This window comes from Halogeometricum borinquense DSM 11551, from assembly GCF_000172995.2.
Taxonomy (GTDB): domain Archaea; phylum Halobacteriota; class Halobacteria; order Halobacteriales; family Haloferacaceae; genus Halogeometricum; species Halogeometricum borinquense.
The window spans coordinates 155,398-175,265 of sequence record NC_014732.1 but is presented as its reverse complement, the minus strand read 5'-3'; the positions used below and the strand labels follow the sequence as shown (position 1 = coordinate 175,265).

Annotated in this window: 21 protein-coding genes; 13 read left to right on the top strand and 8 right to left on the bottom strand. The window is 56.7% G+C overall.

All coding sequences use genetic code 11. From position 1 onward, the window contains the following. Positions 1 to 64: 64 nt before the first annotated feature. The 4 genes from HBOR_RS20505 to dpsA all read left to right on the top strand — a co-directional run bounded on the left by HBOR_RS20505 (position 65) and on the right by dpsA (position 1,860). Entirely contained in the window at positions 65 to 193 is a 129-nt protein-coding gene (locus tag HBOR_RS20505; RefSeq protein ID WP_006055714.1) for a hypothetical protein, read from the top strand. Further along, positions 193 to 426, top strand: a complete 234-nt coding sequence (locus HBOR_RS19010) for a hypothetical protein (protein ID WP_006055713.1) — start codon at positions 193 to 195, stop codon at positions 424 to 426. The genes HBOR_RS20505 and HBOR_RS19010 overlap by 1 nt, the downstream gene beginning before the upstream one ends. Positions 427 to 596: 170 nt before the next feature. Further along, positions 597 to 980: a DUF7344 domain-containing protein gene (locus HBOR_RS19005; protein WP_449271618.1), complete on the top strand. Its 384-nt coding sequence runs from the start codon at positions 597 to 599 to the stop codon at positions 978 to 980. 334 nt (positions 981 to 1,314) lie between these two features. Then, positions 1,315 to 1,860: a DNA starvation/stationary phase protection protein DpsA gene (gene dpsA / locus HBOR_RS19000; RefSeq protein WP_006055711.1), complete on the top strand. Its 546-nt coding sequence runs from the start codon at positions 1,315 to 1,317 to the stop codon at positions 1,858 to 1,860. Positions 1,861 to 1,874: 14 nt separating this feature from the next. On the opposite strand, the gene HBOR_RS18995 is transcribed toward dpsA, so the two are convergent. The 3 genes from HBOR_RS18995 to HBOR_RS18985 form a co-directional block, all read right to left on the bottom strand. Beyond that, positions 1,875 to 2,177, bottom strand: a complete 303-nt coding sequence (locus HBOR_RS18995; RefSeq protein ID WP_006055710.1) for an amphi-Trp domain-containing protein — start codon at positions 2,175 to 2,177, stop codon at positions 1,875 to 1,877. 1,519 nt (positions 2,178 to 3,696) lie between these two features. Beyond that, on the bottom strand, positions 3,697 to 4,668 hold the full coding sequence (locus HBOR_RS18990; protein ID WP_006055883.1) for a GNAT family N-acetyltransferase: 972 nt from the start codon (positions 4,666 to 4,668) through the stop codon (positions 3,697 to 3,699). 331 nt (positions 4,669 to 4,999) lie between these two features. Further along, on the bottom strand, positions 5,000 to 5,755 hold the full coding sequence (locus HBOR_RS18985; RefSeq protein WP_241432382.1) for an IclR family transcriptional regulator: 756 nt from the start codon (positions 5,753 to 5,755) through the stop codon (positions 5,000 to 5,002). 189 nt (positions 5,756 to 5,944) lie between these two features. On the opposite strand from HBOR_RS18985, the gene dgoD reads away from it, so the two are divergent. Together dgoD and HBOR_RS18975 are read left to right on the top strand one after the other, a co-directional pair. After that, positions 5,945 to 7,093 (top strand): galactonate dehydratase, encoded by a 1,149-nt coding sequence (gene dgoD, locus HBOR_RS18980; RefSeq protein WP_006055881.1) that lies wholly within the window; start codon positions 5,945 to 5,947, stop codon positions 7,091 to 7,093. A gap of 87 nt (positions 7,094 to 7,180) precedes the next feature. Continuing rightward, complete coding sequence (locus HBOR_RS18975; RefSeq protein ID WP_006055880.1) at positions 7,181 to 8,089, top strand: HEAT repeat domain-containing protein; 909 nt, start codon at positions 7,181 to 7,183, stop codon at positions 8,087 to 8,089. A 22-nt stretch (positions 8,090 to 8,111) separates the two neighbouring features. Here the strand turns inward: HBOR_RS18975 and HBOR_RS18970 are convergent, their stop codons facing one another. After that, complete coding sequence (locus HBOR_RS18970) at positions 8,112 to 8,363, bottom strand: hypothetical protein (protein ID WP_013440823.1); 252 nt, start codon at positions 8,361 to 8,363, stop codon at positions 8,112 to 8,114. 200 nt (positions 8,364 to 8,563) lie between these two features. Between HBOR_RS18970 and HBOR_RS18965 the strand changes: the two genes are divergently transcribed. The 7 genes from HBOR_RS18965 (at position 8,564) to HBOR_RS18935 (ending at position 15,966) form a co-directional block, all read left to right on the top strand. Further along, positions 8,564 to 10,405, top strand: a complete 1,842-nt coding sequence (locus HBOR_RS18965) for an ABC transporter substrate-binding protein (RefSeq protein ID WP_006055878.1) — start codon at positions 8,564 to 8,566, stop codon at positions 10,403 to 10,405. Positions 10,406 to 10,436: 31 nt separating this feature from the next. After that, positions 10,437 to 11,441 carry an ABC transporter permease gene (locus tag HBOR_RS18960; RefSeq protein ID WP_006055877.1) on the top strand — a complete coding sequence of 335 codons (1,005 nt, stop codon included), beginning with the start codon at positions 10,437 to 10,439 and terminating at the stop codon, positions 11,439 to 11,441. Next, positions 11,428 to 12,453 carry an ABC transporter permease gene (locus HBOR_RS18955; protein WP_006055876.1) on the top strand — a complete coding sequence of 342 codons (1,026 nt, stop codon included), beginning with the start codon at positions 11,428 to 11,430 and terminating at the stop codon, positions 12,451 to 12,453. Before HBOR_RS18960 ends, HBOR_RS18955 begins: the two co-directional genes overlap by 14 nt. Continuing rightward, positions 12,453 to 13,535 carry an ABC transporter ATP-binding protein gene (locus HBOR_RS18950; protein ID WP_006055875.1) on the top strand — a complete coding sequence of 361 codons (1,083 nt, stop codon included), beginning with the start codon at positions 12,453 to 12,455 and terminating at the stop codon, positions 13,533 to 13,535. Before HBOR_RS18955 ends, HBOR_RS18950 begins: the two co-directional genes overlap by 1 nt. After that, positions 13,535 to 14,635, top strand: coding sequence for an oligopeptide/dipeptide ABC transporter ATP-binding protein (locus tag HBOR_RS18945; protein ID WP_006055874.1), 1,101 nt, complete (start codon positions 13,535 to 13,537; stop codon positions 14,633 to 14,635). Before HBOR_RS18950 ends, HBOR_RS18945 begins: the two co-directional genes overlap by 1 nt. Positions 14,636 to 14,746: 111 nt before the next feature. Continuing rightward, positions 14,747 to 15,214: a universal stress protein gene (locus HBOR_RS18940; RefSeq protein WP_006055873.1), complete on the top strand. Its 468-nt coding sequence runs from the start codon at positions 14,747 to 14,749 to the stop codon at positions 15,212 to 15,214. Positions 15,215 to 15,240: 26 nt separating this feature from the next. Further along, complete coding sequence (locus HBOR_RS18935) at positions 15,241 to 15,966, top strand: sugar phosphate isomerase/epimerase family protein (protein WP_013440822.1); 726 nt, start codon at positions 15,241 to 15,243, stop codon at positions 15,964 to 15,966. Positions 15,967 to 16,114: 148 nt separating this feature from the next. On the opposite strand, the gene HBOR_RS18930 is transcribed toward HBOR_RS18935, so the two are convergent. From HBOR_RS18930 to nikC, 4 genes are read right to left on the bottom strand one after another with little or no spacing between them, the layout of a single operon-like run. Continuing rightward, a complete protein-coding gene (locus HBOR_RS18930) occupies positions 16,115 to 16,837 on the bottom strand; it encodes an NAD(P)-binding protein (RefSeq protein ID WP_006055871.1) in 723 nt (240 codons plus the stop codon). Further along, positions 16,834 to 17,904, bottom strand: a complete 1,071-nt coding sequence (locus HBOR_RS18925) for an oligopeptide/dipeptide ABC transporter ATP-binding protein (RefSeq protein ID WP_006055870.1) — start codon at positions 17,902 to 17,904, stop codon at positions 16,834 to 16,836. Before HBOR_RS18925 ends, HBOR_RS18930 begins: the two co-directional genes overlap by 4 nt. Further along, positions 17,885 to 18,982, bottom strand: a complete 1,098-nt coding sequence (locus tag HBOR_RS18920) for an ABC transporter ATP-binding protein (RefSeq protein ID WP_006055869.1) — start codon at positions 18,980 to 18,982, stop codon at positions 17,885 to 17,887. Before HBOR_RS18920 ends, HBOR_RS18925 begins: the two co-directional genes overlap by 20 nt. Then, on the bottom strand, positions 18,979 to 19,851 hold the full coding sequence (nikC, locus tag HBOR_RS18915) for a nickel transporter permease (protein WP_006055868.1): 873 nt from the start codon (positions 19,849 to 19,851) through the stop codon (positions 18,979 to 18,981). Before nikC ends, HBOR_RS18920 begins: the two co-directional genes overlap by 4 nt. Positions 19,852 to 19,868: the final 17 nt, after the last annotated feature.

The following is a 19,868-nucleotide window of genomic DNA, read 5'->3' as shown; positions in this document are numbered from 1 at the left end:
GTGGGTCACTAGTCTTCTAGATATTGTCTATATTTTCGTCCTCTGCGGATGTGAGACTGGCACAATGAGCAACTACCAGCCTCACTCAGTACTCAACGCCGAGATAACGAACAACTCCCAGAACAGCCTTGACTACCAAGTGACCTACAACATCTCCGTGAGAATCGAAGCGCTCGGGGGCGTGGTGGGATAATGAGCGAAAAAACGACCGAGCAACAGCGGAGTCAGAAGTACCGCGATCTGTTCGTTGCGATTACTGGCGAATCAACGATAACAGAGCAACAGAACGAATCTCGTCTCCAGCGGACTGACGACCTAGAAGAATATCACGAACACCAATCTCTTTCTGAGTACGTCAAAACGTCGACTGACGCGGATGGGCTGGAAGATGCAGTCGGCGGATTAGATCTCAATACTGAATCATAGGTCACTCGGTGCTTCTTTTGTGATGCAGCGAGACTGAGCATTCCTCTCTGACTGCATACCCTCCGATCACTCTGAAGCACTACATCTATTGCCCAACTGGACTATTCAATCCGCTATCGCTAGTACGCTAGTAACCCAACTTTCGACGGTCCCAGATAACACACGATATAATGACCGAACGAGAGAGAGACTGGTCAGAGCCAGATACACACAGCAATGCGTTTCCTCCAGATACAGCGTTTGACCTACTCATAAGTAGGCAGCGACGCGACGTTCTACGATTTCTCATGGATCATGCCGGTACTATCGGGCTGCAAGAACTAGCCGACCAACTCGTTGCGTGCGAGACGACGACTGCTGAGGATCGTGAGCGAACGGTCACGTCTCTTTACCATACGCACCTCTCGAAACTCAATGACGCTGGTGTACTTACGTTCGATGCAGACCAACAACTGATCGAACTCGAAGAGAGGGCAGACGCTTTGAAGCCCTATCTTGAACTCGCTGCCAAAGACCGCGTTCAGGCAGATGAGGCCTATCCAGAATGTAAGTAAGATCTTGAGTGATGCCGGTGGTAGAGACTGGAAAGTTCGTTTGCGAGTATTTCGCTCCCGTTCTTCGGGCCCTGCAATCCCCCCAGTCGGAACTCCTGTTGATTGCACGTCCGAGAATCGGAACGCTGAACGTGAATCTGTGAGTTCCAAGATGATACGACATTTCCCGATCAACGTACCGTATTGCACTCGAAATATCGACACATGGAATTCGAGAATACACTAGACTCCGCCACAGACCAATTTACTGTACGATTGTGGTGTTTTAGGCAACGCGAAAAATTGTTTGATCGATGAAAGTATTAAGAGGGTTCCGAACCAACAACTGCGTGCAATGAGCACACAAGAGACCGTTCGCCGTCAAGAAGGAACCGTTGGCGAGAACCCTGTACGACTCGATGAAGACAAAGTAGAACAGATTGTAGACGCGCTGAACACCGACCTCGCGGACGCGTACGTCCTCTACCACCAACTACACAAACACCACTGGAACGTCGAGGGCGCTGAACACCGCGATATTCACATTTTCCTCCAGGAAGCCTACGAGGACGTCGAGGACGCGGCTGACGATGTCGCCGAACGGATTCAGACGCTCGGTGGTGTCCCACACGCCAGTATGACCGCACTCTCGGAGGCCGCAACGGTGGAAGCCGAAGACGAGGATGTCTACGACATCCGGACGTCGCTCTCGAACGACCTCGAAATGTACGGTGACATCATCGAGAGCTACAGAGAACACATCGAACTCATCGAGGGCCTTGGCGACTACGCAACCGGTGAGATGCTCCGAGAGCAACTCATGGACATAGAAGAACACGCGCACGTCATCGACCACTACCTCGAAGACGACACGCTCGTGCTCGAATCCGCGACGAAGTGAAGCTTCTACGGTGGCTACTCTATATCAGGCGCTTTTTCATCGGTTCGTCCCGGTAGCGACAGTTCGACTTCGAGTTCGGGATCCCCAACTCCGTCAAAATCAATTTCCAACTCGATCGGCTCGCCGAACGCAAACGGGAGCTCCCACTTTTCGGTGGAAATCGTTAGCTCGTCTTCATCGCGAAGCTGTTCGCCGAGATTGATTAGAAATTTCCCCGCTTCGCTCGCGTCAAGGCGGTACTCCTGTTCGAACTCACGTCCGGACCGAATCGTCGTTCGTTCGCTTTCCGTGTCAGCACTTTCGTTTGAGTCGGACATTGTAGTTACTCACCGAGTTACGTCAACAGTCATGTCGCTGGAGATCCAGCCGTCGGTATTCCCGTCTTCGATGAAAACTGATTTGCCGGGGCAGCTCTCACAGACAGATATCTCGGGGGTCGAGGGGTGTTCTGGGTCCGAGATTTCCTCGGAGTATGACTGAGTTCCAGCGGCCATTACCAGATTTTAGGGGTACCTAAAACAAAAAGGATGCGGTTTGTACTGAGTAGCTGTCGAGTTCTTTATCAAGCAAGATGTCTGTACAGAATTGTCCGATTCGGACAGACAGCCGGTTACTCGTTTGTTTGAGCGGTTTCTAAATTGGGAGTACTGTATTATATGTTCCTCTTGAGATAACCACTGTTGTCTGACATCACACAGAACACGGTTCATATTCGAATTACTGCCGACCTCTGTGTGCTATCAGGCCATGAGTTGGTTCTGATTCGATGCGTGCCTCTATTACGTGTTAGAACTCTCCGCATCATCTGTATCTCCTATTACAGGTGTTAGAATACACCTCTATACCAATTGGAAGCTACCGCTCTGGAAACGAATGCTGGATAATCATGCAGTACAACTAGGACTTATAGAGAATTGTGTTCTTACGTAGCTCCCGGAAAGCATCTCCAGATTACTGCCGTAGAGTAGAGTGAGAGTTTGACATCCTCCTCCGCGTGAACGCGGAGGAATCCCGAGCGGTGGGAGTTTCAGGTTCGCAGTCCAATCGGCGGACTACCAGCCCTTTCGGGTACGGGTAGTCCCACGGTGTTGGACTGGTGGACTGCTGGCCATGCCAAGTGGCCGTTACCCCTATCCTTGACCATGTACGGCGTCCCAGTGTTGTTTTTGCCACAGGGACGCCAGCAGGTGTCAGTGGAGTCGGGGGTATCGTGGTGCTCGCTTTCAGCAGTCGGCACGTCGACACACTCTTCTGGAATGTGCGTTCACCGACTGCCCTTTCGGATACTGCCTCGTTACATGGGCGGACAGGCCGCCTCCGAAGGACGGTTCGGAATCCGCTCCGTTCCGACCGATTCCTATCGGCTACTACGCTCGCCTGTCAGTTAAACATCACGGTAGGGAACTCGGAAAAGCATTTCAACGGTGGCCGTCACCACAAGTGACGGCGCGTATCCACACCGTGAACGGCGTGGTATTGCGCCTGTTCAACCTATAATTGGAATCCGAAACGACCGACAACCCTCTGAGAAAGGGCTATTTCACCCAGTACCATCGTTATCTGGTCGTATATCTGCTCAATACTACTACTTTGCAGACAGTACTCGGGTTTTCGAGCTATCTCTCACCAGCAGATAGTATTCGAACAATATACATACTTAATAATTAAGAATTGTGGCTGTGTGTGGCTAATCTATTTGTATATGTTTCCAATATTTGGGATGTATCCACTTGCCTATCTGATCCCGAAATTCACAAACTCGCACCAAATCTAAAAGTCTAATTATATTTATTCGGTATTACTGTTACTGAGAGACACAGACTGATTTCGCGCATTCTATTCTCTTGCCATTCGTTCGTAAGAGATCCATCTTTCGAACCCGAGCTTTTCGTAATATCCCGGAATATCGGTCCAGTCGATAACCATCGTGTCGTATCCGTCCTGTTTCAGCCGCTGTACGATTTTCGTGATCATGAACAACCCCCATCCGCGACCTTGCTGCTCTTCGTGGATCCCGAGCGGGCCAACACCACAGTACACGTTGGACAAACGCCATCCCCAGTTGACGTTCGGTCCCCGATACGATCCATCCCAGCGATTACTACGAGCGAAGCCAACAACATCACCGTCCCAGCGGAGCAGCCAGTAGTCGGCCGCTCCACCGGGGATACGACAGATATTGCGCGCTTCGTAGTACCAGCGCCCCGGAAATTGATCTTCGAGGAACGACAGCAGATCTGCCTCGGATCCAGTAGCCCGTTCTACACGGAGCGTCTCCAATTCGCGTCCGACCGACTCTACGGTAGCCGGGTCGTCGAACCTCGTAATCGCTCGACTCAGATCGTACACTGTTTGTTGGGATTCGAACCCAACATCACGAAGCACATTTCGATACGGTTCCGGGAACGTTGACGGAACTCCAGACACAAAGTTCTGGGGGCTACAGCCGAAATGTAGCGTTGAGTGGTCAGCGGCGACGTGTTTATCCACGACGGTCGTCAGTAGATCTTTGCTGAGTGTTCGCGCTCGTTCGGAGTCTGGTTCGAATGCGAACAACGAAAGCCACGCCGTGTCAGTGTCCTCAAATTCCCGTACTGGACTGTCGAGTTGTTTGAGGACCGCGAACGAAACGAGTTCGTGTTCATCATATCCACCATAGCAACGGACTTCGATATCCGGAAGCGGTGCAAAGAGATTCTGCTCGATAAGTGCGTCGGAGATTCGAAAGTCGGGATGCTGACGATTCCAAACGTCGATACCCTCGAATATCTCCTCTCGACTGACTAGCCTTTCGACACTAGTTGTCATACCAAACAGTATCAAACCGAGATAAAAAATCTACCGCATAACAACCGTGAAGGGTGGGTATTCAGTCGTATCAGGTCATATAGCGCATTCTCGAACCACCAGTACTGACGCCGAGGGTTGTCCACGTTGCGTGGATGAACTATGTCTCAGGAGACCAGCACAGCGTGAGAACACTCACTCGTGACCCATACCACGGAAACCTATCCAGTTCGTCCACGACTCGTGGACACGAGGCGAACTCCTTGACAGTCGAAACTGGTCTCCGACAAAACCGCCACAAGATTACAGAATTAGTTCTGTAATGTGCGGGGTGGCTATCCACGTACCATCGTCAGTCCTGCTCGCGGAGTCGTTGTTCGACGGTTTTGACGGAACTGATGATGATTCCCGGGATATTCTCGTTGAACCACTTCCCTGTCAACCGTCGTTGCGGGCCAACGACGTACATCGCTCCTCGAATGCCGTCGTGGACGACCGGGATTGCGACGCCTCGCATTCCTGTTCGGTTTTCTTCTCTGTCGAAGGCGATTCCTCGGTCCCGGATACGCGCCAGTTCGTCTTCGAGCGCTGACCGCGTTGTGATCGTATGCGGCGTCAGAGCCGGAAGGCCGTGTTGATCGACGATTTCGTCAACTCTTTCGTCGGGAAGTTTCGCCAAAATTGCCTTTCCCGGCGCAGTGGAATGGAGGTATTTCGAGAGGCCGCCGTCGAGGTCGCGGGATGTTCCAGCGGTGACTTGATTCACCTCGAAGCCTCGACCGCCGCGTTCGACAAAGAATCCGGCCACCGCTTCGGTCGTCTCAGCGAGACGCTCGACGACCGGTCCCGTCGCTTGGACCAACGCACTGTTCGCTTGAACGTACTGCCCGAGTCCGACGAACAGGAGTCCGAGGTCGTACGTTCCGTCTTCGTTCGTAACGTATCCTAACTGTGCCAGCGTATGGAGGTGCTTGTGAGCGGTACTCTTCGGAATGTCGAGGTGCTCTGCTGTCTCGGTAACCCCTGCGCCACCGAGCTCTCGAAGCGCTTGGAGGATATCGAAGGATGTCTCCGTCGCACCCACCATCGCTGTGTTGGAGGCCTTCATCGTACCAGCAACTTACGGCCAACCAATATAATTGTTCACTATCTATGGACATGTTGCCGACAGTTCTGCCGTCGCGGTTCAGTAGATTGCTCTGGAACTCACTGTGTCCATCTATTGTGGACACTATTTCGCTGTCCAGACCGATATTTCACCCCGACCCTTATCTCTCTCACGCTAAATGACGAACACATGCAAATCACCGACTACGAGTTGTTTGAAGTCCCGCCCCGTTGGCTCTTCTTGCGGATCGAAACCGACGATGGGCTAGTCGGGTGGGGAGAACCAATCGTTGAGGGTCGCGCGAAGACCGTCAAGACCGCAGTGACTGAGGTGATGGACGGCTACCTTCTCGGGAAGGACCCTCAACGGATACAAGATCACTGGCAAGCGATGTACCGGGGTGGGTTCTACCGCGGCGGTCCCGTTTTGATGAGTGCGATGGCAGGTATCGATCAAGCCCTCTGGGACATTAAAGGAAAACGCTACGATGCGCCGGTCTATGAACTCTTAGGCGGGAAAGCGCGCGATAAGGTTCGCGTCTATCAGTGGATTGGAGGCGACCGCCCGGAAGACCTCATCGCAGAAGCAGAAAAACTCGTCAACGCGGGATACACGGCCATCAAGATGGACGCGACCGAACGAACAGCGCACATCGACACGCCAGCGGCCATCGACACAATCGTCGAACGGATCAGCGGTGTCCGGAAGGAAATCGGCGATGAGGTTGACCTTTGCGTTGACTTCCGGGGACGCGTGGCGAAGCCGATGGCAAAGCAGTTGCTGTCCGAACTCGAAAGCGTTCGGCCGATGTTCGTCGAAGAACCGCTACTCCCGGAACACAGCGATCAGTTGGCGAACGTTGCGACGCATTCTACTGTGCCCATCGCCACTGGAGAGCGGATGTACTCGCGGTGGGATTTCAAACCGCTCTTTGAGGACGGCGCAGTTGATGTCATCCAGCCGAACGTCTCACACGCTGGCGGCATCTCGGAAGTGCGCCGTATCGCCAGCATGGCCGAAGCCTACAACGTCGCAGTTGCACCGAACTGTCCGCTCGGCCCGATAGCACTCGCCGCCTCGTTGCAGGTGAGTACCGCCACGCCGAACCTTCTCGTTCAGGACCAAGGCTTCGATATCGAATCCGGCCGTCGAAACAACGGATCGAACTACCTCGCCGGTTCGGGATTCGAGTTCGAAGACGGCTATCTCATCCCGACTGACCAGCCGGGACTCGGAATTACGCCCGACAGAGACACCATCGCCGCGCGAGCGCAGGACGATACTGACTGGCACAATCCGATTTGGCGGCATCCGGACGGAAGCGTCGCCGAGTGGTGACCGACGGGGCCGCTTTCGATTCGCATCTGTTCTTCCGATTTGACCATCACCTATATTTGGGTTGATACGATTCTCTCAGAGAGAGCGATGAGCACTACAGAGTCGATAACGGAACTCGATGTGGACGACGTCTCGCCGGGAGACGTTACTATTCCCACCTTACGGGCGGCGTTAACCGACGACGAAAATCTCGTCCGCGACCGCGCGGCCGCAGTCTGTGTGACGTTCGCAGATGAAGATGTCGAGGTGGTTCTTCCACTCCTTCCGGCGATTGTTACGGCTGCGCGGGACGAGAACGTCAACGTCGCGCTGAAAGCGGTTACGGTACTGAACGTCGTCGCACAGCAGCAACCGACAGAACTGAATGAGGCAACGGAGACGTTGGCGACATTGCTGACTCACGACCTCCCACGAGTCCAACTGTTCGCCGCAAAGGCTGTCCAGACAATCGGTGCCGAGCATCCCGAGTGGTTCACCAGTCACCCCGAGCCGTTGCTGGAGGCACTCAGAGCCGACATCACTGACCCGACCAGCGAGGCGACAGAACTCACCGGGACGATGGCTGACCCGCTTCAAAGGCAGTTCGCTGCGGTCAGCCACGGTGAGCAGTTCCAGCAGTACAGCGTCCAAGCGACCGCGGGGAATCTCCTCATCGAAATTGCCGACCGTGATCCGGCCGCTATCGCACCGTACGCACCTGCGATCATGGATGCGCTCACGGCCGAAGACCTGAACGTTGTCGCGTGTGCCGCAGAGATTCTCGGGCGCATCGGTCAGATGGAGGCGGTTGACACGGCGGCGTTAGTTCCGCCGCTCGTCGAGTGTCTCGACAGTGAAAGCGAGGTCGTGGCAGCACGCTCGATAACGGCGCTCGGGCACATCGGTTCCGCGACTGCCGTTGAACCACTCCGTAGCGCAGCAAAACGGTACGACAACGGCGACCTTCGGGAACTGGCCGTGCGGACGGCCGACTGGCTAGATCGTGAACGGGCATAGCACGACCGTCTGCCCCCGTCAATCAACTCGTCGAGAACTCTCCTACCTGCTGTCGGTACCGGATGCAACACCAGTGTGCGCCACCAGTGGCAACGATGAGAAACAACACGAGAATCAAATCGATACGGATGATTGCGTACGCTGCAGTCCCCGGTTCGATGAAGGGGAACGAAAGAACCGTGAAGACGAGGAGGAGGAGTCCGAGCATGAATCCGATCCGCAACTGGTCTTGGTAATCGCACACGATAGAGCCGAACTTCGCAGGCAGTTTCATGAAGTTCACTTTGCCTCCTTCATCAAGAGTGTTCGCCTCGGGGCTTTCGAGGAACGACCTCACCGGTGAGGCGAGCGTACGAAGCGGGTTCGTCGTATAATATCCGTACGAAAGGCGGACAGGTGCTGAGACGAACGAGATGGTATTGTGACCTGTTAGCGTAATGCTTATTTGCCATGCTTCGATTGGTAGGTGTAACCATGGCGAATAAGCAAGCAGACTATAGTAGCCTCGTTAGCCGACGGCGTTTCATCGAATTAACTGGCGTCTCCGGAGCAACCGCGTTAGCCGGCTGTTCGGGCGGGACTGATCAAGAAGACGGTTCGACCTCGGATACGAATGGTGAAACGAGTTCGAACACAGATCCGAGTAGTAGCGATACGGTTCACGATGCCGAACTGGACGGCGTTAACTTCCTCATCCCCAAGAACGTCCAGTTCAATCCGTACAATCCCAACAACTACACGCAGATCGGACTCGATTACGTATTCGACCTTTTCGTGCAGTTCAACTACGCGAAGGGCGAGTTCATTCACTACGCAATCTCCGACTGGACAGTCGAACCCGAGCAGGCGACGATCACGATTCGTGACGGACTGACGTGGTTCAACGGGGACCCGGTCACGTCGCGAGACATCAAGACGCAGTTCGAACTCCAGAAGTACACCGGCGGGGAACTCTGGCAGTACGCTGAGTCGGTCGAGATGGATGGCGATACGAAACTCGTGATCAATCTCGCACAGGAAACGAATCCGACTATCGTCAAGCACACCATCGCGTACAACTACACGTCGGTGCCGCACAGCGTCTACGGAGAGTACCTGAAGAAAATTCAAGAAGCGGAGTCCGAAGAGGAGGAGAACAAGGCGATTGCGGAACTCACTGAGTTCGCGCCGACCGATCCGCTCGGTTGCGGGGCATTCGAGAAACAGTCCGCAGACAAACAGCAGGCGATCTACACCCGTAATCCGGATCATCCCGACGCGGAGAATATCAACTTCGAACGGTACCGGTCGAACTACACCGGCGGGAATCAGGCCACGTGGCAAGCGCTCTTATCAGGGAAAGTTGATGCGGCTTATACCCTGTTTACGCCCTCGCGTATCGTTGATCAGCTTCCGGACCACTGGCGCGTCGGGAAGCCCCCGTCAAACTGGGGATACGGTCTCGCGCCGAACTACAACAAATCCCCCCTCGGCAAACGGGAGATGCGGCAGGGAATCATGTACGTCCTGAACCGCAAACAGATCGTCAACAACGCAGCGCCGAACTCGAAGATTTACCCGGAGATACCGACGGCAATCGCCGCCAGCCAACAGGAGCGGTATCTCGGGGACGAAATCGATACGTTCGAATCCTACGGTGCAGACAAGACGATGACGAGCAAGGCCGAGGCGAAGTTCGAGGAAGCCGGACTCACTAAGGAGGGCGGTCAGTGGAAAGACAGCAGCGGCAGTGTCGTCGAGTTGCCCATTCTCGTCCCCAGCGGCTGGAGTGACTGGGTTACCGCGGCGCAGACCGCCGCCGACCAACTCAGCTCCTTTGGCTTCAACTCCTCTCTCGTCTCGAAGGACTTCGGAACGGTGTTGAAAGATTGGTCCAACGGGAACTTCACACTGGCTTCGTTCTACTGGTTGCCCGGTGGCGCTCGTTCGGCATTCCCGTACTTCCCGATCGCTCATCAACTCACCCCCGAGTACTCGGGGAGTTCCGGCTCATCGATTACGTGGGGCTTCTCGGGCACGGAAGAACTCACCGTCCCGTCACGCACCGGATCGGGCACAGAAACAGTCGAGCTAAAACCGGCGGTCAAACAACTGGCACAGACGATTGACGAAGAGAAAGTGAGAACTCAAATCCGCGACCTCGCATGGGTCGCAAACCAGGAGCTTCCGATGCTTCCCATCGCCGAGAAACAGAATCAATCGTGGATCAGTAGTAAGGGATGGAATCTCCCGCCGGAAGGTTCTGACAAATACAGCGCCAAATGGCCGTGCAGTTGGCTCCCCCGCCAAGGGGACATGACGTACGCAGGAGAGTAACGGAGCAACCTCATCAACGCTACTGAAACACATGAACTCGTACTATCTCAAACGAACCGGCCGTGCGATCCTAACAGTTTGGTTAGTGATCACTCTCACGTTCGGCATGATTCGGCTCCTCCCCGGCGGACCGCTGACTCGGATTCGCGCGAAACTCCTTCGGCAGGGCATTCCGTCCGATCAGGTGAACGAACTGGTCTCGGTGTATCAGAACGTGCAGTTGGATCAACCGGTGTATATCCAGTATTTCGACTACCTGATGAGCTTCTTACAAGGGGACCTCGGCAAGTCAATGACGTACGACCGGACGGTTACCAGCATCATCGCCGAGGCACTCCCCTGGACTATCTTCGTGATGGTCACGGCGACGATCCTCATGTTCGCAGTGGGTGTGGTGATCGGCGCGTTGCAGGCTTACAAAGAGGGATCACGGTTCGACTCCGCGATGAGCGTCACGTCGATCATCCTGTCGTCGCTCCCCTTCTACATTCTCGGCATCGTACTCGTCTACATTCTTGGCTATCAGCTCAACGTCTTCCCGACCGGCGGCCAAGTCGCGTCGGGCGTGGACCCCGAACTGTCGCTGACGTTCTTCGTCTCGGCTCTCAAACACGCAATGCTTCCGATTATCTCCATCGTCATCACGCAGGCGGGCGTGCAGGCGCTGACGATGCGTGGTAACAGTATCCAGATTCTCGGTGAGGATTACGTCCGCGTCGCCCGCCTTCGTGGCCTCTCGGATAACCGCATCTCGCTTCGGTATGTGGCTCGAAACGCGATTCTCCCGATGTACACGTCGTTTCTCACACTCATCGGATTCAACCTCGGTGGCTCGGTTATCCTCGAACGCGTCTTCAAATATCCCGGTGTGGGCTGGTACATGTTCAACGCGTTGCAGGCGCGAGACTACCCGTTGATGATGGGCATCTTCCTCATCATCACCACGGCGCTCGTCTTCGCAGTCTACATTGCGGATCTCACGTACGGCATCATCGATCCCCGCGTTAGCGCAGGTGATTCTAGTGAAACATACTGACACAGACACAGTTGACGGAAGTGAGTTCACCTTCGAAACTAGCTCTAGCGTCGAGACCAGCCGACGCGAGCGTCTCAGCGAGTTCTACGAAGAGTTCATCTACAAACCGGGACTCGTCGCGTGGAGCGATTGGCGGACGCGAATCGGGTCGCTTCTCCTCGTCGTCTACATCCTCATGGGAACGGTCGGTGCGTGGGTCTGGCGATATCCATCGACGAATCAGGCTCCGCGATTCGTTCCACCGCTCCAGAACTTGAACTATCCGTTGGGGACCACCGCGACCGGACAAGACCTTGCGGCGCTTATCATTCACGCGACGCCGGATATGCTGATTATGGTGACGGCCGGCGGTATCTGGGCGACGGGCATCGCGCTCGTGATCGGAACTGTCGCGGGGTACAAAGGCGGATCAATCGACCGTCTGCTGACCTCGGCCTCCGACGTTGCGATGTCCATCCCCGGACTTCCGCTTATCATGGTTCTCGCGGTCGTCTTCAGTCCCGAGAATCCGATACTGATCGGGATCCTCATCACCATCAACTACTGGGCAGGCCTCGGTCGTGCGATCCGCTCGCAAGTTCTGACCATCCGCGGAAATTCCTACGTCGAAGCCTCGCGGACGATGGGAGTCAGTACGACTCGTATCCTGACGAAAGATATCATCCCGAACCTCATGCCGTACGTACTCGTCAGTTTCGTCAACGCTGCGCGGTACGTGATCTTCGCCTCCGTCGGGTTGTACTTCCTCGGGATTCTCCCGTTCTCGACGCTGAACTGGGGTGTCACGCTGAATCTCGCCTACACGACCGGCGGTGCGCTTTATCTCCCGTCGCTCGCTTACTGGTTGATCGCTCCGATGGTCGCAATCATGGGCCTCTCGCTTGCGATGATCCTTCTCGCGCAGGGTCTCGACCGCGTGTTCAACCCGCGCGTTCGGACACGTCTCGCCGGTGAGTCCACATCGACCGCAGAAGGCGACGAAGAGGACACCGTCACGGGGGTGCTAACCTGATGGCGAACCAACGGGAAGAACTCGATGGCAGTCTGTCGGTCGATGATCCAATCCTCTCGCTTCGGAACGCGTCAGTCACGTTCGACGAGGGGAACTCGTTCGTTCTCAACGACGTCAGTCTCGACCTCGGGCGGGGGGAAATCCTCGGTATCGTCGGCGAAAGCGGGTCCGGCAAGTCGATGCTCGCGGAGGCGATGCTCGATGCGATTCCCGATCCCGGCGTGCTACAGGGCGAAATTATCTACCGTCCCGATTCTGACACCGACATCGACATTCTCGAACTCAACAAAAACGAGTTGCGGTCGATGCGCTGGGAGCAGATTTCGATGGTCTTCCAGGGAGCGATGAGTTCATTCAATCCCACGATGAAGGTCGGCGCGCACTTCCGCGAGACGATTCAGGCGCACGATGCCGACGTCAAAGCGGGAATGAGTCGGGCACGGGAAGCACTGGCGGACGTCTATCTCGACCCGGAGCGCGTTCTCGATTCGTATCCCCACGAGTTGAGTGGCGGGATGCAACAGCGTGCGCTGATCGCGTTGAGCATCGTCCTCGAACCCGACATCTTGGTGATGGACGAACCGACTGCGGCGCTCGACCTGCTGATGCAGCGCTCGATACTGCTGTTGCTCGAAGACCTAAAAGAGAAGTACGATCTGACGATGGTGTTTATCACCCACGACCTGCCGCTCGTCGCGGCGCTGGCCGACCGAATGGCCATTATGTACGCATTCGATCTTGTCGAGGCGGGCCCAACCGACGAAATAATCGACCACGCGGCCCACCCGTACACTCGGGCGCTACTGAACTCGACACCGAATCTCGACGCGCCGCTCGAAGAGATGCGTCCGATAGCGGGCCAAAGTCCCGCACCGATCAACGTCCCAAGCGGGTGTTCGTACCATCCGCGGTGTCCGCTCGCGGACGAACAGTGCCGCAGTGTGGATCCGCACTTCCACGACACGGGTGAAGCCCATGGAACCGCGTGCTTCCACTGGCAACAAGCCCGCGACGATATCGAACTGAACTACAAAGCCTCAGTCAGCGCAAACCCCAACACCCCCGCACGAGGTGACGACTGATGAGACAGACCAGACCGACTACTCGAGAAGAACCGCTGATTTCGCTCCGCGACGTCGAAGTGCATTTCGAGAACGAGCGTGGACTCTTCGACTTCGGTTCCGATCCACGCGTCGTTCGTGCCGTCGATGGCGTCAGCTTCGATGTCGAGGAGAACGACGTTATCTCGCTCGTCGGAGAGAGCGGGTGCGGAAAAACCACGCTCGGAAAGAGCGTTATCGGCCTGCAGAGACCAACTGGTGGGACGATCAACTACCGTGGCCACGACATGTGGGAGATCCGAGACGGCACGAGCGACGCGAATATCGATTGGAAGGACGTGCGAACGTCACTGCAGATTATCCATCAGGATCCGGGGAGTTCACTGAACCCCAACCGCCGGTTGATTGCAATCCTCTCGGAACCGCTTCGGCAGACGCACCCGGAACTCAGCGCAGGTGAGAAGCGCGAACGAATCTATTCGCTTCTCGAACGCGTCGGAATGAATCCGGCGGCTGACTTCGCCGAGCGGTATCCGCACCAACTCTCCGGCGGCGAACAACAGCGGGTCGCACTGTGCCGAGCGCTGTTGATGAACCCAGACGTGATCCTCGCCGACGAAGCGATCAGCGCACTCGACGTTTCGCTCCGTGTCGAGATGATGGACCTGATGCTCGATCTGCAAGAGGAGTTCGGAACGTCGTACGTGTTCATCTCGCACGATCTCTCGAACGCCCGGTACTTCAGCCAGCACGGCGGCGGGAAAATCGGCGTGATGTATCTCGGTGAACTCGCAGAGTTCGGCCCTGCAGAGGATGTCATCAACGATCCACAACACCCGTATACGAAGGTGTTACGCTGGGCGACGCCGAACCTCTCGGAGCGTAAGACCGGTCGCCTGCCGATGCGGAAAATCGACATCCCAGATCCGGTGAATCCACCCGCTGGGTGTCGATTCCACACGCGGTGCCCCGAGGCACGTGCAGTCTGCAAGCAGCAGCATCCGGCGGCGACAACGGTCGGCGATCAGTCGGTCACCTGCTTCCGCATGCACGACGACCACGAGTACTGGAACAGCCCGGAACTCGAAGCAGACGAAGCGGCGATCACGGCCGACGACTAGCCGCACAGCACCCGACCGCTATCGTGATATCTCACGACGGAATCACGACGCTGGCGGTCGTTCTTCGCTCACCCGGTGGATTTATATTCAATTCAACAAATCGTTGGTAGCATGGACCGTGGAGTGGTCACTATCGACGACACCGAATCGCATCGAGAACTGTTATGTGAGGCCGCCGAGCACGCCGAAAGTGCCGATGCCGAACTGTTACTGTTGCGATTTCTCGACGAGAAAACGTACGAGCAGGAGATCGAGACGCTAGAGACGATCGGCAACATCGAGAACGTCAACTACACGGCCGACGAGGTGACGGAGGCAGTAACGGCAAACACCCGAGAGCTAGCGGAGGTAGTGCTCGAAGAGTTCGATGTCGATTTCAACGTCGCCGTCTCGGTAACGTCGGACAAGAGACGCGCAGACCGCCTCATCGAGACGGGCGCAGCACACGACTGTGACCACGCTTTCATCGTCGGGGAGTCGCGTTCGCCGACCGGAAAGGCGCTGTTCGGTGATTTCGCACAGAACGTCATCCTCAACTTCGGCGGCTACGTGACCGTCACATTCGACAAGCGGCAGTGAAGTACGAGCAGATAGAGAGCATACGCATGGCACAGATAGCTATTCAGCTATACTCGGTTCACGAACTGGACGACGATACCGCGACGATTCTCGAACATGTGGCCGAAACCGATCTCGACGGTGTCGAGTTCTTTCGTCTCGACGAAGCCGACGACATCGCCGATACGCTCGACCGAACGGATCTCGGAGTGGCGGGCGTTCACGTCGGACTCGAATCTCTCGAAGACAACTTCGCGGAGACTGTCGATGTGTGGAGCCAGCTTGGCATCGAGACGTTCGTCGTTCCGTGGGCCGACCCGAAACACTTCGAGACGCACGAGACAATCGAGGCACTAGCCGAACGCCTCTCAGCGATTGCAGCCAAGCTTGACCAGCGCGGTTACAGTTTGCACTATCACAACCACGACCACGAGTTCGTCACACTCGATGACGAGTACGCGCTCGAAATCTTAGCTGAGAACGCACCGGAGGTCGGTCTCGAACTCGATCTCGGATGGGCTGGCGCTGCCGGTGCGGAACCGCTCTCACTTGTTGAATCCTACGCCGACCGCATCGACCTCCTGCACGTCAAGGACTACGACACCGAAACCGGGAGCCCCGCGAAAGTCGGCGAGGGAGACCTTGATCTCGCCGGCGTCGCCTCGGCTGTAAGAGAGTACGACATCGAGTGGCTGATCTACGAGTATGAGGACGCACCGGACACCTACGAGACCGTCGAACACGCCAGTGAGTCGATGTCTTACTTTCAGTGAAGGCTGTTGGCCAGTGAAGGCCGTTGACGGCCTACATATCAGATCGAAGCCGAGATATTGGGATTGTGTCTATAAAATGAATAATATAAGTTGACAGAACGGCGAACGAGCAGTAGAAACGGCAACGTCACAAACATCACCGAAGAACCTACTGATGCTTGTTGAAGAACGCTGCCATCTTCTTGGCGGCCCGTCGCTCGCGTTCGCGGCGTTCCTCGTGTGATATCTCTTCGACGCCTGCTGGGACAGCCCTATCGTAGCGTTCGTAGTACCCTTCTGGGACGACCCAATCGTTATAGAACTCCGGCCGTTCGCGTTCGATGATGGACCGCGCGACCCGCGCTCCGTCACCAGCGTTCACAATCGCCTGATGATACGTTTCTGTGACCCGGCCTGCGGCGTAGACTCCATCAACAGTCGTCTCTCCATCGTCGTCCGTCATCACTACTTGGACCTCTCCCGGGTGTTTCTCCGGAACCGTCTCAACGCCGAGCGGAGAAAGGTAGTCCGTCTCCGCCCACGACGTGACGAGGACGTACCGAGTACCGTACGTCCCCTCCCGACTGTGAACGCGGAACCCGCCGTCGGACGTTTCCGAAATGCGTTCTACGGCTGCTTCGAGGCGGTTACAACCGACGGCATCGGTGTGTTCGCGGGTCAGTTCCCGGAAGTCCGTCGGCGAGATTCCGGCCGGGAAACCAAGGTAGTTTTCGAGGAATGCACACTTCTGGAGTGTCGATTGTCCGTGGTCAAAGAGCAGTACCTCAAAGTCGGCGCGAGCCAGAAAGACGCCGGCCGCCGAGCCAGCAGGGCCGCCGCCGACGATTGCGATATCGTAGCTGTCAGTCATCGTTTCGTGTGTCTCAGTCATTGCAGTTCAGAAATTGCTCGTTCATCGTCACCATGCTCGCTCCCATGCTCGCTCGTCGCATCCGGCGCGTGAAGGCACCGGACACGTGCGTTTCCGATCATCTCGAAGTCAGGGTGGCGCTCAGCACACTCTGCAGTCGCAGCGGAGCAACGCGGATGAAACGGACACCCTGCCGGTCGGTCAGCGGGATCCGGCGGATCACCGCGAAGCGGAGTCGGATGTTCGTCCCGAGGGTCATCGCTCGGAATTGCGCGGAGCAACGCTTCGGTGTAGGGGTGACTCGGATGCCGGAACAGTTCATTCGCTGGCCCGGTTTCGACGATTTCGCCAGCGTACATGACTGCGAGCCGATCTGCGAGATACTGGACGACATCGAGATCGTGTGAGATGAACACGTATCCGACGCCGAATCGCTGTTGTACGTCCTCAAGCAAGTTGAGAATCGTCGCCTGCGTCGCCATGTCGAGACCAGACACCGGCTCGTCGAGGACGATCACGTCAGGGCTATGCGCCAGCGCTCGTGCCAACGCGACACGCTGGAGTTGGCCACCGGACAGTTCTCGCGGATATCGGTCGGCGATGTGTGAGGGGAGACTCACACTCTGCAACAAGCCATCAATCCCGTCGAGATCCGATCCGTCCTCGGTGTCAGTCCCCGAGTCATCGAGCGCCTCGGTAAGTGACCGACTGATCGGCCACCGCGGATCGAAACTCTGCCGAACGTGCTGAAACACGACACCAATGCGACGACGCTGAGCGGGAGACCGGTCGCTGTATCCGCCGACACAGGTGCCGTCGAGAAGAACCTGCCCGTGATCGGGTGTCAGTTGGCCAGTGAGAAGTTTTGCGAGGGTAGATTTACCGCATCCGCTCTCCCCGACGAGCCCAACCGTTTCACCGTCTCGAACGGCCAGTGAAGCGTCACAGACGGCTTTGGCTGGTGGCTCGTCGTCCCGCAGCAAATCGAGGAACGACCGATCCGACGAGAACGCTTTCGAGACGTTCTGTAACTCGATAACCGGCCTTCTCGGTTGTGATCCGTTCACGTTACATTCCTGGTCTGTCATTCGTCTCACCCCCATCGGGTACTGTCCGTTCCGTCCGCTGCGGTGACGGTTGATCCGTGGCAAGCGGTGCTTCTACGCAGGCCGCTCGATGTCCAGCATCGAGTTCGATGGTTGGAATTTGTCCCGCGCGACACGCCGACGTCGCGTGCTGACACCGGTCAGCAAACGGACATCCCTTGTGGCCGCCGATAGAATCGACGGGCGTTCGCTCGACTGAGCGAACCCGTTCGCCCGGCGCTCTATTTCGGACCGAACAGTCGAGAAGCGTTCGGGTGTAGGGGTGTTCCGGGTCGGTCAACACCTGATCAACTGGTCCGGCTTCCATCACTTGCCCGCCGTACACGACGACGACGCGATCACAGGTTTGTGCGATGACGCCGATATCGTGAGAGATGAGGAGGACACCGATTCCGCGCTCGTCTCTTAGGGCGCGGATTCGCCGAAGAATATCCGCTTGGGTCGTCGTATCCAGCGCTGTCGTCGGCTCGTCAGCGACCAGTAACGCGGGATCACTCGCCAATGCAATTGCGAGGACCGCACGCTGACGCAGTCCACCAGAGAACTCGTGTGGGTATGCCGACGAGCGGGATTCCGGGTTCGGGATATCCATCTGTTCCAGCAACTCGATAGCGCGTTCGCGTGCGTCTGCCCACGCCGAACGATTCCGAAATAGCGGCACGCCGAGAAAATCGAGAAGACGCTGCCGAGAGTCGGTCTCGTGTATTCGTACCGCTTCGGCAATCTGTTCACCGACCGAAAACACCGGGTTCAGCGTCTCGGTCGGATCCTGAAAGACCATCGAGATTTCATTCCCCCGAATTCGGCGGAGCGTCGCTTCGTCAGCGGTAGTTAGCTCGGTTCCGTCGAACCGTATCGTTCCGTCCGTGATCCGCCCGGGATCTTCTAGTCGGAGGATCGATTGTGCGGTAACGGACTTGCCGCTCCCGCTCTCACCGATGAGACCGACTATTTCTCCGCGATCGACGCTGAATGTCACACCGTCAACCGCGTGGACAGTTCCACGGTCAGTGTCGAAGCGCGTGTGCAAGTCTTCGACGCGAAGTAGTGTCTCAGTCACAACTGCTCGATTTGTGCCGACTGGGTCGGCGAGAGTGTTTCTCTGAGTCGGTCACCGAGGAGGTTGAATCCGAGGACAGCGAGCATGATACAGATGCCAGGAGCATTGACGAGCCACCACGCTTGGCGCAGGTAGTTTCGCCCCGACGCGAGCATCGTCCCCCACTCGGGTGTCGGTGGTTGGGCACCCAGACCGAGGAACGACAGCCCAGCAGTCCCGAGTATGACTCCACCGATATCGAGTGTGGCGAGAACGACGACGGGTGCGACGATGTTCGGAATCAAGTGGGACGTAGCGACGTGTAGCCGGGAGCGACCGAGGAGCCTCGAAGCGGTTACGAACTCCCGTTCTCGAAGCGAGAGAACACTGCTCCGAACCAACCTGGCGTAGGACGCCCAGCCAACCACCGCCAGCGCGAGCATCATGTTCACGAGACTCGGGCCGAGAATCCCAGCGATAACGAGTGCGAGGATGATGCCGGGGAACGCGAGCAACGTATCTACGAGTCGCATCAGCGCCTCATCGACCCATCCGCCAGCGTAACCGGCGACGAGACCGACTGCCGCTCCGACGACGAGTCGCACAGCCGTCACAGCGACTGCAATGCCGAGTGATAATCTGGCACCGTAGAGGAGGCGCGTGAGTACGTCGCGGCCGAGTTGGTCGGTTCCGAGCGGATGTGCCAGCGATGGAGGCTGCAGTCGGTTGAGGAGATGCTGTTCGACCGGATCGTACGGAGACACCATCGGCCCGAACACCGCGAGTACGAGCAGCCCGAATACGACGACAACACCGAACTGCGTGAGGCGATTCGCGGGAACGATATCAGTCCACTGTCGCCGCTTGTCGGTCGTTCGCTGTGTCGGCACATCAGAAGCGGACCCAC